Annotated in this window: 14 protein-coding genes; 12 read left to right on the top strand and 2 right to left on the bottom strand. The window is 30.1% G+C overall.

All coding sequences use genetic code 11. From position 1 onward, the window contains the following. Positions 1-8: 8 nt before the first annotated feature. From JV528_RS08740 to JV528_RS08725, 4 genes are all read left to right on the top strand, one after another. A complete protein-coding gene (locus JV528_RS08740) occupies positions 9-506 on the top strand; it encodes a hypothetical protein (RefSeq protein ID WP_001164085.1) in 498 nt (165 codons plus the stop codon). Positions 507-962: 456 nt separating this feature from the next. Further along, entirely contained in the window at positions 963-2,030 is a 1,068-nt protein-coding gene (locus tag JV528_RS08735; RefSeq protein ID WP_000980142.1) for a YkvI family membrane protein, read from the top strand. A 150-nt stretch (positions 2,031-2,180) separates the two neighbouring features. After that, positions 2,181-3,224: an alpha/beta hydrolase gene (locus JV528_RS08730; RefSeq protein ID WP_001030765.1), complete on the top strand. Its 1,044-nt coding sequence runs from the start codon at positions 2,181-2,183 to the stop codon at positions 3,222-3,224. 329 nt (positions 3,225-3,553) lie between these two features. Further along, positions 3,554-3,982: a hypothetical protein gene (locus JV528_RS08725; RefSeq protein ID WP_000198501.1), complete on the top strand. Its 429-nt coding sequence runs from the start codon at positions 3,554-3,556 to the stop codon at positions 3,980-3,982. 206 nt (positions 3,983-4,188) lie between these two features. Here the strand turns inward: JV528_RS08725 and JV528_RS08720 are convergent, their stop codons facing one another. Further along, complete coding sequence (locus JV528_RS08720; protein WP_000940129.1) at positions 4,189-4,695, bottom strand: GNAT family N-acetyltransferase; 507 nt, start codon at positions 4,693-4,695, stop codon at positions 4,189-4,191. Between the two features lie 112 nt (positions 4,696-4,807). On the opposite strand from JV528_RS08720, the gene graX reads away from it, so the two are divergent. The 7 genes from graX to JV528_RS08685 all read left to right on the top strand — a co-directional run bounded on the left by graX (position 4,808) and on the right by JV528_RS08685 (position 12,603). Then, positions 4,808-5,731: an auxiliary protein GraX/ApsX gene (graX, locus tag JV528_RS08715; protein WP_000802957.1), complete on the top strand. Its 924-nt coding sequence runs from the start codon at positions 4,808-4,810 to the stop codon at positions 5,729-5,731. Between the two features lie 15 nt (positions 5,732-5,746). Then, entirely contained in the window at positions 5,747-6,421 is a 675-nt protein-coding gene (graR, locus tag JV528_RS08710) for a response regulator transcription factor GraR/ApsR (RefSeq protein ID WP_001166496.1), read from the top strand. Beyond that, entirely contained in the window at positions 6,414-7,454 is a 1,041-nt protein-coding gene (gene graS, locus JV528_RS08705) for a sensor histidine kinase (RefSeq protein WP_204177478.1), read from the top strand. Before graR ends, graS begins: the two co-directional genes overlap by 8 nt. A gap of 143 nt (positions 7,455-7,597) precedes the next feature. Next, positions 7,598-8,359: an ABC transporter ATP-binding protein VraF gene (vraF, locus tag JV528_RS08700; RefSeq protein WP_000985996.1), complete on the top strand. Its 762-nt coding sequence runs from the start codon at positions 7,598-7,600 to the stop codon at positions 8,357-8,359. Next, entirely contained in the window at positions 8,349-10,238 is a 1,890-nt protein-coding gene (gene vraG, locus JV528_RS08695; protein WP_204177477.1) for an FtsX-like permease family protein, read from the top strand. The genes vraF and vraG overlap by 11 nt, the downstream gene beginning before the upstream one ends. 724 nt (positions 10,239-10,962) lie before the next feature. Further along, positions 10,963-11,580, top strand: a complete 618-nt coding sequence (locus JV528_RS08690; RefSeq protein ID WP_000491755.1) for a DUF47 domain-containing protein — start codon at positions 10,963-10,965, stop codon at positions 11,578-11,580. Between the two features lie 15 nt (positions 11,581-11,595). After that, complete coding sequence (locus tag JV528_RS08685) at positions 11,596-12,603, top strand: inorganic phosphate transporter (protein WP_000120365.1); 1,008 nt, start codon at positions 11,596-11,598, stop codon at positions 12,601-12,603. A gap of 585 nt (positions 12,604-13,188) precedes the next feature. On the opposite strand, the gene JV528_RS08680 is transcribed toward JV528_RS08685, so the two are convergent. Next, positions 13,189-13,986 (bottom strand): LysM peptidoglycan-binding domain-containing protein, encoded by a 798-nt coding sequence (locus JV528_RS08680; protein WP_000731644.1) that lies wholly within the window; start codon positions 13,984-13,986, stop codon positions 13,189-13,191. Between the two features lie 360 nt (positions 13,987-14,346). Between JV528_RS08680 and JV528_RS08675 the strand changes: the two genes are divergently transcribed. Then, entirely contained in the window at positions 14,347-14,991 is a 645-nt protein-coding gene (locus JV528_RS08675) for a Bax inhibitor-1/YccA family protein (RefSeq protein WP_000081602.1), read from the top strand. Positions 14,992-15,250: the final 259 nt, after the last annotated feature.

The raw sequence follows: 15,250 nt of genomic DNA, 5'->3' as shown, positions 1-15,250 counted from the left end.
ACATTGCCATGCAACACCTTATAAAAAAACATGTATTGAATGGCGAGTTTGATTTAGTACGACAATTGATGTCCGAAACAGATTTTATGGAATTTGAAGAAGCATATATTTCAAGTGCGCATGAAGTAGAAAGTATGATGTTTTATACATGTATTTTAGATATGATTAAGTACGAAGAATCATCTGAGATGCATGACTTAGCATTTTTATTGCTTGTGTATCCACTAAGTGAATATGAAGGTGCTTTGGATTCTGCTTATTATCATGCAGACGCTTCCATAAAACTTACTGACGGCAAAGAAGTTAAAAGTTTGTTACAAATGTTATTATTGCATGCGATACCAACACCTGTTATTTCAGATAAGAAGGCTTTTGATATCGCCAAGCAAATTTTAAAATTAGATCCTAATAATAATGTTGCTCGTAACGTCTTAAAAGACACTGCCAAACGTATGGACAACGTTGTTGTTGATATAAATGAATTACACCAACGTAATGCACGTTAATTACATTTCAATTATATTAGCTTAATAATAGTTTTAACATTTGGTTGGGTTGGGACATATGTTCCAGCCTTTTTTAATACTTAAAAACTAACGAAGTAAACTTGTGTGCACAAATGGTTTTTATACAACATTTTATAAATTTATACATTTTAATAAAGAACATACGATAGATAGTTTAAACCTTTTTAACTGAGAAATTTTGATATGTATTTTTCGAAATTTAACTAAAAATACGTAAGTCAAGAAGCACAATTATTAATCATTTTTCCTATACAAAAGTTCGTATGACTGCATTATAAAAGCATAAATTTATAATTTTTTTAAATGTCATTGAACGTGATAATGTGAATGGATTGAGCAATTTTGAAAAAGTGAAAAATAACCTATGCGACTTGCAATTAATTTTCAGTACGTTATAATGCACACTGTGCAAAATTAAGGAGGTCTATTATTCACATGATGATGAATAAAGAAGCAACAAAAATTGGATTTGCCTACGTCGGCATTGTAGTGGGCGCAGGATTTTCAACAGGACAAGAAGTTATGCAATTTTTCACTAAATATGGCTTGTGGGCTTATTTAGGTGTCATTATATCTGGTTTTATTTTAGCTTTTATTGGGCGCCAAGTAGCAAAAATTGGTACTGCCTTTGAAGCGACAAACCATGAATCAACATTACAATACGTATTCGGTGAAAAGTTTAGTAAAGTCTTTGATTATATTTTAATCTTCTTCTTATTTGGAATAGCTGTAACCATGATAGCTGGTGCAGGCGCAACATTTGAAGAAAGTTATAACATACCTACATGGCTAGGTGCTTTAATTATGACATTAGCAATTTATGTAACATTGCTATTAGACTTTAATAAAATAGTACGTGCCCTTGGTGTCGTTACACCATTTTTAATTGTTTTAGTTGTATTAATCGCTGGCGTTTATTTATTTAAAGGTCATGTTTCATTAGCAGAAGTTAACCAAGTAGTGCCTGAAGCAAGTATCTGGAAGGGAATCTGGTTTGGTACAATATATGGTGGATTAGCTTTTTCTGTAGGTTTTAGTACCATCGTAGCAATCGGTGGGGATACTGAAAAGCGTACAGTGTCAGGTGCAGGCGCGATGTATGGTGGTATTATCTATACTGTATTACTAGCATTGATCAACTTTGCATTGCAAAGTGAATATCCAACTATTAAAAATGCCTCAATTCCAACATTGACGTTAGCAAATAATATCCATCCTTTAATAGCAACAGTGTTATCTGTTATTATGCTGGCGGTTATGTATAATACTATTCTAGGACTAATGTATTCATTTGCAGCACGTTTTACAGAACCATACAGTAAAAATTATCATATCTTTATTATTATAATGATGGTAGCAGGTTATTTATTAAGTTTCGTAGGATTTGCTGAATTAATTAATAAGTTATATACAATTATGGGATATGTAGGCTTATTTATTGTAGTAGCTGTAATTATTAAATATTTCAAACGTAAAAATGCGGATAAAAAACATATTGCTTAATATCATATGATGGATATCCGAAACTTTACAATTGAATCACTTTGTTTTAACCTTAAAAGCAATTCGTCTCTATTCTTATCGGGCGAATTGCTTTTTATATTTATTCAGTCTATTAATATGAGCGTCTAACAAATAGAGAGGTACGATGTAATGAATAAAGATAATAAATGGACGATGATAACTGCGCTTTTTATAGCTGTAATCAGTGTATTGTTATCATTTCATCTGAAACAACATTATGACCAAATTACAAATGAGAACCATGCTAATAAAGACAAAATTAATATTAAAAATAAAAATGTGCGCATTTATCAAAACCTTACATACAATAGAGTTTTCCCTAACAGTAAATTAGATATTATTACACCTGTAGATATGTCTTCTAATGCCAAACTGCCAGTTATTTTTTGGATGCACGGTGGTGGTTATATTGCGGGTGATAAGCAGTATAAAAACCCATTATTAGCGAAAATTGCTGAACAAGGGTACATTGTTGTGAATGTAAATTATGCATTGGCGCCACAATATAAATATCCCACTCCATTAATTCAAATGAATCAAGCAACTCAATTCATTAAAGAAAATAAAATGAATTTACCTATTGATTTTAATCAAGTAATTATTGGCGGTGATTCTGCAGGTGCTCAATTAGCTAGCCAATATACTGCAATACAGACAAACAATCAATTAAGAGAAGCCATGAAATTTGATCAGTCATTCAAACCATCGCAAATTAAAGGTGCTATACTATTTGGTGGTTTTTATAATATGCAAACAGTTAGAGAAACTGAGTTTCCAAGAATACAGTTATTTATGAAAAGTTATACTGGCGAAGAAGATTGGGAAAAGAGTTTTAAAAATATTTCACAAATGTCGACAGTAAAACAATCGACAAAAAATTATCCACCAACATTTTTATCTGTTGGAGATAGCGATCCATTCGAAAGTCAAAATATAGAATTCAGTAAGAAATTACAAGAATTGAATGTACCAGTAGATACTTTGTTTTATGATGGTACGCATCATTTACATCACCAATATCAATTTCACCTTAATAAACCTGAATCGATAGATAATATCAAAAAAGTGTTACTTTTCTTAAGTCGTAATACATCTTCTAGTGGTATTCAAACTGAAGAGAAACCACAAATAGAAAATCCGAGTAATGAATTACCGTTAAATCCTTTAAACTAATGATAAACAGTAGTAATTTATTACTTAAGCAACATTTAAGATCTTCAAATTGAAAAAGAAGAATTTGAAACATATGGGGCTAATGTGTAAGAGTCTGAGATATAATAAATTGTTAGCGGTTCTTTATCATTTTTGTCCCACTCTATTATGATGTGACATTTATTTTACAAACTAATTTGTTTTGAACCTGAAAATAACTTTTTACAACTAAATAGTCAAAAAACAGTGTGTACATGATATAATAAATTTATAAATTGAAAAGAATTCAAAAGAAAAATTAAAATATAGATTGAGCACGAAGTGATTTGAAAATAAGGTTGTGAAAGGAAATGACAAGGTCAGCATTAAAACCATTTAAAAATAAACGCGTTATGGTTACTGGACGTATACATCGTGTTTTGTTTAAAAATTATTTAGATAGACACAGCACATTTAAGCCGAATGTAAGGATATTATTAAAAGATGTAATTGTTTCAGGTGTTTCAATAGATCATTTATGGCTATATGAGACAAATAAATACTATGCATTGGCAATGGAACTTATTCATCAACGAGTAAAATTTAGTGCGAATGTTGTACCGTATTACAAAATAAATAGAAATAATAATTTATTCGTACAAGATTATGGAATTAAGCGTAAAGGTAAGTTAGTTACTGAAGAAACTTACATTCAAAACAATCAGTATCAGGATAAAATATATGAAAAATTACCGAATATAGATTTTAGACTCGAAGATTTTTATAGTAAGGAAAACTAAATAATATATAAAGCACCACTAAGCGTAGTTGATAGTTGATCAATTACACATTAGTGGTGCTTTATTTTGAATTAAAATTTGATAAATGAATAAGAGTATACGCATTCATTTAAGATTAGATGACATTGATAAGGATGAGTAATGTATTAGGTAACCATTAAATTCGTTGTTATGCGATTCTGATACAAGATTATGATAAAATAGCTTTAATTAAGAATTTTAGCCATCATATAGTCATCGTAATATTTACCATCGATAAATAACTTATCTTTTAAAACGCCTTCGATTTGAAAATCGGCACTTTTAAAAAGCTCGAGGGCAGGTTGGTTATTGAGTGGTACATTTGCTTCAATTCGGTGTATTTGATTGTTTAAACACCAAGCCATAATGGCATCAAGAAGTGCTTGTCCAATTCCACGATGTTGATATAATTTCTTTACACCTAAATCAATTTTAGCAACATGTTTAATGCGTTGAAATGGTGTCGTATTAACAAAGGCAAAGCCAACGAGTTGTTCATCGCTTTCAGCAACAAAGATGACTTTATGTGGAGAAGTGATATATTCTTCTAATTGTTTACTAGCCGATGTGACGCTAGGATCATATTCTCCTGGTGTGTAGAACATATACGGAGATTCGTCGTATATTTTCGCTAACATTGAAATGAAATTTTCTACATCTTTGATACTAACTCTACGTATAATATGGGCCATAAAAAGCCTCCAGTATTTTGAAATTTTAAAACATTTGCTACTATTATAATATATATGTAACTAAAAGGTGGAGTAATATGTTTTTTGGTTACAGTTTAAAGGAGTATTTTAGATGAAACCTAAAGTTTTATTAGCAGGTGGAACAGGATATATTGGTAAGTATTTAAGTGAAGTGATTGAAAATGATGCTGAACTTTTTACTATATCAAAATATCCAGACAATAAAAAAACAGATGATGTTGAAATGACTTGGATTCAGTGTGATATATTTCATTACGAACAGGTTGTTGCAGCAATGAATCAAATAGATATTGCTGTATTCTTTATCGACCCAACAAAGAATTCTGCCAAAATAACACAATCATCAGCAAGAGATTTAACATTAATCGCAGCAGATAATTTTGGTCGAGCAGCCGCTATCAATCAAGTAAAAAAAGTAATCTACATACCTGGGAGTCGTTATGATAATGAAACAATTGAACGCCTAGGTGCATATGGTACAACTGTAGAAACAACAAATTTAGTTTTTAAACGTTCTTTAGTTAATGTAGAATTACAAGTTTCAAAGTATGATGATGTTAGATCAACGATGAAGGTAGTTTTACCAAAGGGATGGACATTAAAGAACGTTGTAAACCACTTTATTGCATGGATGGGTTACACTAAAGGAACTTTTGTGAAAACAGAAAAATCACATGATCAATTTAAGATATATATTAAGAATAAGGTGCGACCGCTCGCAGTATTTAAAATAGTAGAAACAGCTGATGGAATAATAACTTTAATTTTATTGAGTGGAAGTTTAGTGAAAAAATATACAGTTAATCAAGGGAAGTTAGAATTTAGATTAATCAAAGAGTCGGCAGTCGTTTATATACATCTATACGATTATATCCCTCGATTATTTTGGCCGATTTATTACTTTATACAAGCACCAATGCAAAAAATGATGATTCATGGCTTTGAAGTTGACTGCCGGATTAAAGATTTTCAAAGTCGATTAAAATCAGGAGAAAATATGAAATATACTAAATGATATTGGGTGATATGGATGCAAATACTACTAGTAGAAGATGACAATACTTTGTTTCAAGAATTGAAAAAAGAATTAGAACAATGGGATTTTAATGTTGCTGGTATTGAAGATTTCGGCAAAGTAATGGATACATTTGAAAGTTTTAATCCTGAAATTGTTATATTGGATGTTCAATTACCTAAATATGATGGGTTTTATTGGTGCAGAAAAATGAGAGAAGTTTCCAACGTACCAATATTATTTTTATCATCTCGTGATAATCCAATGGATCAAGTGATGAGTATGGAACTTGGCGCAGATGATTATATGCAAAAGCCTTTTTATACAAATGTATTAATTGCTAAATTACAAGCGATTTATCGACGAGTGTATGAATTTACTGCTGAAGAAAAACGCACGTTAACATGGCAAGATGCCATTATAGATCTATCAAAAGATAGTATACAAAAAGGTGACGATACGATTTTTCTATCCAAAACAGAAATGATTATATTAGAAATACTTATTACCAAAAAAAATCAAATCGTTTCGAGAGATACAATTATCACTGCATTATGGGATGATGAAGCATTTGTTAGTGATAATACGTTAACAGTAAATGTGAATCGTTTACGAAAAAAATTATCTGAAATAAGTATGGATAGTGCAATCGAAACAAAAGTAGGAAAAGGATATATGGCTCATGAATAATTTGAAATGGGTAGCTTATTTTTTGAAATCTCGCATGAACTGGATATTTTGGATATTGTTTTTAAACTTGCTTATGTTAGGCATTAGTCTAATCGATTATGATTTTCCAATAGACAGTTTATTTTATATTGTTTCTTTGAATTTAAGTTTAACAATGATTTTTCTTATATTGACATATTTTAAAGAAGTAAAATTATATAAGCATTTTGACAAAGATAAAGAAATAGAAGAAATTAAACATAAAGATTTAGCGGAAACGCCATTTCAACGTCATACAGTTGATTATTTATATCGTCAAATCTCAGCTCACAAAGAAAAGGTTGTTGAGCAACAGTTACAATTGAATATGCATGAACAGACCATTACAGAATTTGTGCACGACATAAAAACACCTGTGACAGCCATGAAATTATTAATTGATCAAGAAAAAAATCAAGAAAGAAAACAGGCATTACTATATGAATGGTCTCGTATAGACTCGATGCTGGATACACAGCTGTATATTACTAGATTAGAATCTCAACGCAAAGATATGTATTTTGATTACGTGTCACTTAAACGCATGGTCATTGATGAAATACAATTAACAAGACATATTAGTCAGGTTAAAGGTATTGGTTTTGATGTTGACTTTAAAGTGGATGATTATGTTTATACAGATATAAAATGGTGTCGTATGATTATTAGACAAATTTTGTCAAACGCATTGAAATATAGTGAGAATTTTAATATTGAAATTGGGACAGAATTAAATGATCAACATGTTTCGTTATATATTAAAGACTATGGCAGAGGTATTAGTAAAAAAGATATGCCGCGAATATTTGAACGAGGATTTACGTCAACGGCTAACAGAAATGAAACGACGTCTTCAGGTATGGGTCTATATTTAGTAAATAGTGTAAAGGATCAATTAGGTATTCACCTGCAAGTCACGTCGACTGTTGGTAAGGGGACAACTGTCAGATTGATTTTCCCATTACAAAATGAAATTGTTGAACGCATGTCGGAAGTGACAAATTTGTCATTTTAAACATGCGTTTTGTTACTTAGAATTGATACATCAATGCAGCTTCAACGTTATAATAAGATAGATGTTAGTCATATGTTAAATTGAAGATACAAGTGCCAAAGCCTAAAGGAAATGAAGTTAAGATAAATTATAGGAGTGTTAAAGTGGCAATTTTAGAAGTAAAACAATTAACAAAAATATATGGAACTAAAAAAATGGCACAAGAAGTGTTGCGAGATATCAATATGTCTATTGAAGAAGGCGAGTTTATTGCTATTATGGGTCCCTCTGGATCTGGGAAAACGACATTATTAAATGTTTTAAGTTCAATTGATTATATTTCACAAGGTTCTATTACATTAAAAGGAAAAAAATTAGAAAAGCTTTCAAACAAGGAATTATCTGATATACGCAAGCATGATATTGGTTTTATTTTTCAAGAGTATAATTTACTGCATACATTGACTGTTAAAGAAAATATAATGTTACCACTAACGGTACAGAAGTTAGATAAAGAACACATGTTAAATCGTTATGAAAAAGTAGCAGAAGCATTAAATATATTGGATATTAGTGATAAATATCCTTCTGAATTGTCTGGTGGACAAAGACAACGAACATCTGCTGCAAGAGCGTTTATTACATTACCTTCTATTATATTTGCTGACGAACCAACAGGTGCACTGGATTCTAAAAGTACTCAAGATTTATTAAAACGATTAACAAGAATGAATGAAGCATTTAAGTCTACAATTATTATGGTAACGCATGATCCTGTTGCAGCAAGTTATGCCAATAGAGTAGTGATGCTAAAAGATGGTCAAATTTTCACTGAATTATACCAAGGGGATGACGATAAACATACCTTTTTCAAAGAAATAATACGTGTACAAAGTGTTTTAGGTGGCGTTAATTATGACCTTTAACGAGATAATATTTAAAAATTTCCGTCAAAATTTATCACATTATGCCATCTATCTTTTTTCATTAATTACGAGTGTAGTATTGTATTTTAGCTTTGTAGCATTAAAATACGCGCATAAACTAAACATGACAGAGTCATATCCAATTATAAAGGAAGGCTCACAAGTCGGAAGCTACTTTCTATTTTTCATCATAATTGCATTTTTGTTATATGTCAATGTGTTATTTATTAAACGACGAAGTTATGAGCTTGCATTATATCAAACATTAGGTTTATCGAAATTCAACATTATTTATATACTAATGCTCGAACAAATACTAATATTTATAATTACGGCAATATTAGGTATTATTATTGGTATTTTTGGTTCGAAACTGTTATTAATGATTGTCTTTACATTATTAGGAATTAAAGAAAAGGTTCCAATTATTTTTAGCTTGAGGGCGGTATTTGAAACATTAATGTTAATCGGTGTCGCTTATTTTTTAACATCTGCTCAAAATTTTATATTAGTGTTCAAACAATCTATTTCACAGATGTCAAAGAATAACCAGGTTAAAGAAACAAATCATAATAAAATTACATTTGAAGAGGTTGTTTTAGGCATCTTAGGTATAGTATTGATTACCACAGGATACTATCTATCTTTGAACATTGTTCAATATTATGATTCTATCGGTACACTTATGTTTATTTTATTGTCAACTGTGATTGGGGCATACTTATTTTTTAAAAGCTCTGTTTCTCTAGTTTTTAAAATGGTGAAGAAGTTTAGAAAAGGTGTTATAAGTGTAAATGATGTCATGTTCTCATCATCTATAATGTATCGTATTAAGAAAAATGCTTTTTCACTTACGGTTATGGCAATCATTTCAGCGATTACTGTTTCAGTTCTTTGCTTTGCTGCTATAAGTAGAGCGTCCTTATCAAGTGAAATAAAATATACTGCACCACACGACGTTACAATTAAAGACCAACAAAAAGCTAATCAATTAGCAAGTGAATTAAACAATCAAAAAATTCCTCATTTTTATAATTATAAAGAAGTAATTCATACGAAATTGTATAAAGATAATTTATTTGATGTAAAAGCGAAAGAACCATACAATGTAACAATTACTAGTGATAAATACATCCCTAATACTGATTTGAAACGTGGACAAGCTGATTTGTTTGTAGCGGAAGGTTCTATCAAAGATTTAGTGAAACATAAAAAGCATGGTAAAGCAATTATAGGAACGAAAAAACATCATGTTAATATTAAGTTACGTAAAGATATTAATAAAATCTATTTTATGACAGATGTTGATTTAGGTGGACCAACGTTTGTCTTAAATGACAAAGACTATCAAGAAATAAGAAAGTATACAAAGGCAAAGCATATCGTCTCTCAATTTGGATTCGATTTGAAACATAAAAAAGATGCTTTAGCATTAGAAAAAGCGAAAAATAAAGTTGATAAATCTATTGAAACAAGAAGTGAAGCGATAAGCTCAATATCAAGTTTAACCGGAATATTATTATTTGTAACATCATTTTTAGGTATTACATTCTTGATTGCTGTATGTTGCATTATATACATTAAGCAAATAGATGAAACCGAAGATGAGTTAGAGAATTATAGTATTTTGAGAAAGCTTGGATTTACACAAAAAGATATGGCAAGGGGACTAAAGTTTAAAATTATGTTTAATTTTGGGTTACCTTTAGTTATTGCACTATCACATGCATATTTTACATCATTAGCATATATGAAATTAATGGGTACAACGAATCAAATACCGGTTTTCATAGTAATGGGATTATACATTTGTATGTATGCTGTTTTTGCAGTGACGGCTTATAATCATTCCAAGCGAACAATTAGACATTCCATATAAAATATACAGATGGCTTTCAGTAGAGTAGTGGATTCGGATTCACGAACTATACTGGGAGCTTTTTATTATAAATGAAGAGAAGTTATATTTTTAGCATGTATAGTTGAATACTGGGTTAAAATACCATATTAATAATGAAGTAAAGGTATGAGTGATTATGAAAGGGTTTTGAAGGAAATATATTTAATTGGTGATGCTTTTAATTGAAAAGATTAACAGGATTCAACTTTGTAAATTGTATTAAATGTGAGAAAATAAAAGTATATTCATTGAGAGATATATGAGTCAATGATCGTTTTAAACAAGATAAGTGTATTTTAATATGTAAAAGTTATGTAATAAATATTGTATCGTTGCAAATTTCCCAACTATATCCACTTACAATTTTTAGAGTTTTATAGATAAAAAATTGCCTATACAACAACTTTTTCAAAACAAATGCCTACTACTATTTAAATTTTATGTAAAAGTTAAGTTTCGGAATTGTTAAAAATTTGTAAATTGAATTGTGGGATTGTAAATTTTGTGCTATTTTCATATAAGGGCAAATACAGTAAATTGTTTACTGTGAGGCATTTTTGAAATTAATATCAGTACACTAAAATTATACTGACGATTGATAATAACAAATTTGTATCATTAGTTTGTAAATTCACTTGTCTTAATTTGAAACAAATTATAACTGAATGTGATTGGTGACAATCGCTTAAATGGAGGATTTTAAATGTTTAGTAAGAAAAAAGATAAGTTTATGGTTCAATTAGAAGAGATGGTTTTCAATCTGGATCGTGCTGCTATTGAATTCGGTAAAATGGATTTCAATACTCATTTAGATTTAAAAGCATACTCAGACAACATTAAAACTTATGAGTCACATGGTGACGAATTAGTACATCAAGTAATTACTGATTTAAATCAAACATTTATCACACCAATTGAACGTGAAGATATTTTATCATTATGTGATGCAATTGATGATGTTTTAGATGCAATTGAAGAAACGGCAGCTATGTTTGAAATGTATTCAATCGAATACACAGATGAATATATGGCTGAGTTTGTTGATAACATTCAAAAAGCAGTTGCAGAAATGAAACTTGCTGTCGGCTTATTAGTCGATAAAAAATTATCACATATGCGTATTCATTCAATTAATATTAAAGAATTTGAAACAAACTGTGATGGTATTTTAAGACAGTCAATTAAACATATTTTCAATAGCGAAACAGATCCAATCACATTAATTAAAATAAAAGATATTTATGAAAGCATGGAAGAAATTGCTGATAAATGTCAAATCGTAGCAAATAATTTTGAAACTATTATTATGAAAAATAGCTAAGGGGAGTATATATTTATGTCATATATAATCATCGTCACTATAGCTGTAGTTATTTTCTCGCTGATATTTGACTTTATCAATGGATTCCATGATACAGCCAATGCAGTAGCTACTGCTGTATCTACTAGAGCGTTAACGCCTAAAACGGCAATTTTAATGGCAGCAGTGATGAACTTTATAGGTGCTTTAACATTTACGGGCGTTGCAGGCACCATTACTAAAGACATTGTCGATCCATTTAAATTGGAAAATGGATTAGTTGTTGTGTTAGCTGCAATACTTGCGGCTATTATTTGGAATTTAGCTACTTGGTTTTACGGAATTCCAAGTTCGTCTTCACATGCACTTATAGGTTCAATTGCGGGTGCAGCAATCGCATCTGAAGGCTCATTTGGAGTGTTACATTACCAAGGTTTCACAAAAATTATTATTGTATTAATCGTTTCGCCGATTATCGCATTTTGTGTTGGTTTCTTGATGTATTCAATTTTTAAAGTTATCTTTAAAAACGCAAATTTAACAAGAGCGAATCGTAATTTTAGATTTTTCCAAATTTTCACAGCAGCGTTACAATCATTCTCTCACGGTACGAATGATGCGCAAAAATCAATGGGTATTATTACGTTGGCATTGATTGTTGCTAATGTACAGAATGATGGCAGCGTTGAACCACAGTTATGGGTAAAATTTGCCTGTGCGACAGCAATGGGGCTTGGTACTGCAATTGGTGGCTGGAAAATTATCAAAACTGTAGGTGGTAATATTATGAAAATACGTCCTGCAAATGGTGCAGCGGCCGATTTATCATCTGCATTAACAATTTTTGTTGCGTCATCTCTGCATTTCCCATTATCAACTACACACGTTGTGTCATCATCAATTTTAGGTGTTGGTGCTTCTAACAGAGCTAAAGGTGTTAAATGGAGCACTGCTCAACGTATGATTATTACATGGGTGATTACATTACCGATATCTGCGTTTTTAGCAGCGTTTTTATTCTATATACTTAACTTATTTTTCTAATTGAAAATTAAGCTATACTGAACTTCAGTATCACAAACATATGGTGGTATTGAAGTTCATTTTTTATGTAAGTAGATAACATATTTTATAGAGTTTACATAGATAGACCAAGACAAAGCATTTTAATTTGGGGCTATGTTATAAATGTATTCCATGGAACATAATCAGTTAGGTCATTAAAATATATGTAAGAGCAAAATAATGATTTAATAGTTTATATTCTTCAATGAATGAATAATTAAATAGCTATCAACTTGTTTAATTAACCTAAATTGTATTGGACTTTATTTAATATAAATTTGTATATGTAGACGAAAAAGCGTAAAATACTGGTATAACAAATTAAATCATTATATAGTCAACTTAGTTGCATTATTTTGATTTTTAATATATTATGCATTTAATTTAATCAAATAGGTAGGTTATTATTTTTTACCTAACTACCATTCATACAAAATATAAATAAGTATGATAGGGAAGGGTGAGATAATTTTTTGTACCAAAATGAAAATTTTTTTCAAAAATAAAAAACTAGCAATCTCACATGATGTGAATTGCTAGTATATATCAGTACAATTTATTTAATTAATGGATGAATGCATAGCTAGAAACTTCTGAAGCTGGAATTGTACGGTAGTTCATATTGTATGGACCATATGTGTAATTCATTTCAGAAATCAAGATACTACCATCACCATTGACACGTTCAACATAAGCAACATGACCATATGGACCAGGTGTGCTTTGCATAATTGAACCAACTGATGGTGTGTTGTTTACTTGGTAACCATCATTAGCTGCGTTACCAGCCCAATATTTAGCGTCTGACCAATATGTGCTAATTGGACTACCAGCTTGAGCACGACGGTCAAATACGTACCATGTACATTGACCAGCAGTGTATAAATTTTGGTGATTAAAAGATGATGCATTGCCATTGCTACCTGTTGTAGCTGTTGGTGTTGTACCACCTGAACCACCATTAGGAATTTGTAATGTTTGGTTAGGCATAATTAAATAACCACGTAAGTTATTGGCTGCCATTAATTGATCAACTGAAACACCATATCTGCTAGCAATGATATTTAATGATTCACCAGCTTGTACAGTATGAGATGATGCTGAACCAGCTTGTGGAGAAGTGTTTGACGTATTTTGTGCATCACTTCCACCTACTGAGATAACTTGACCAGGGAATACCAAGTTGTTATCTAATTGGTTATTTTGTTTAATACTCTCTACTGAAGTGTTGTATTTTTGAGCAATACTCCATAATGATTCACCAGATTGTACTGTATGTTGTGTAGAAGCTTGTGCATCATGATGCGTTAAAAATGCAGCTGCACCAGAAGTTGCTGTTATTGCAAATGCTAATTTTTTCAAAGGGACTCCTCCTTAAAATTAAGATTTACTACTTTTAAAAATTATTAAGACAATTTATATAGTAAATTAAGTTTTCGTTTTATATTACGCTTTCCATATTATCAAAAATAAGTAGCTTTGTGTGGTTTGTTATTATCTTGTAATATTATTAACATTTTAGGATATCGGTTCATATTTTTATAAATGCTGATTTGATAGTGTATAAAAGCGTTTTAGTGATTTTAACTAATTATAAAAAATTATATTTTGTAACATTGTAAAATGTAAAATTACTATACTTGTTAAAGGTTATTTCTTTTGATGAAGCAAAATTTACTGTAAAATTTGACGCATAAAACGACAGTAGAAGGAGGAATTAGTTTGTCGCAAAATACAAATCATTCATATTATCATCAAAACCAGCATGCTCAATCAATAAGTAAAGTGTGGCTTTATTTTATGTATTATTGGATTATATTTGGCATAGGATGCTATCTAGGTCAGTTTTTACCATTAAGTTGGCGACAACCCTTGTCATTTGGATTACTGATTATTATTTTAGCAACACTTGTTTTTGAAAGAGCGAGACGGTTCGGTTTAATTATTTCACATATTTACGCTGTAGTAATTGGCTTATTGTCATACGCAACGTTTACCACGTATTTACAAAATTTAGGACCAGATATTTTCTATAAAAATATCGCATTAGCAATTTTTGCATTTATAGCATTTGGTATTATTGGTTATTTCTTCGTTGGAGATGCATCGAGTATAGGCAAGTATTTATTCGTTACATTAATAACATTAATTATTGCGAGTCTAATTGGTATTTTTCTTCAAAATCCTATTTTTTACACTATTATTACCGTCGTTAGTCTGTTGTTATTTCTACTTTATACTTTGTATGATTTTAATCGTTTAAAAAGAGGTGACTATTCACCAAGAGAAATGGGATTTAATCTATTTATTAATTTGTTGAATATTATTAAGGATATACTTTATCTTGCTAATATGTTCAGAAGATAAACAGTTAAATTAATAAAGAAATTTGTATAAAGTTTGGAATAATCAATAATGAATATCAACCTTAAATTGGAGCGATTGTCATAAATTAGAAATTTAAATAGAGGTTTTACTGATAAAGCAATAAAAATATATTACCTTAATTGTAAAGATATTATTAATCATTGAAATGATTAACTGCTATAGTTCTAAAGTAAACAAATCTTAGAAGATAAACTTTAAACAGGTGTGCTTGCCTTTCTAGATAAAGTCCGTATAATTG

The organism is Staphylococcus sp. GDB20D11A (assembly GCF_016893255.1).
GTDB classification, from domain to species: Bacteria; Bacillota; Bacilli; order Staphylococcales; family Staphylococcaceae; genus Staphylococcus; species Staphylococcus aureus.
This window is presented reverse-complemented; position numbering and strand designations above follow the sequence as displayed.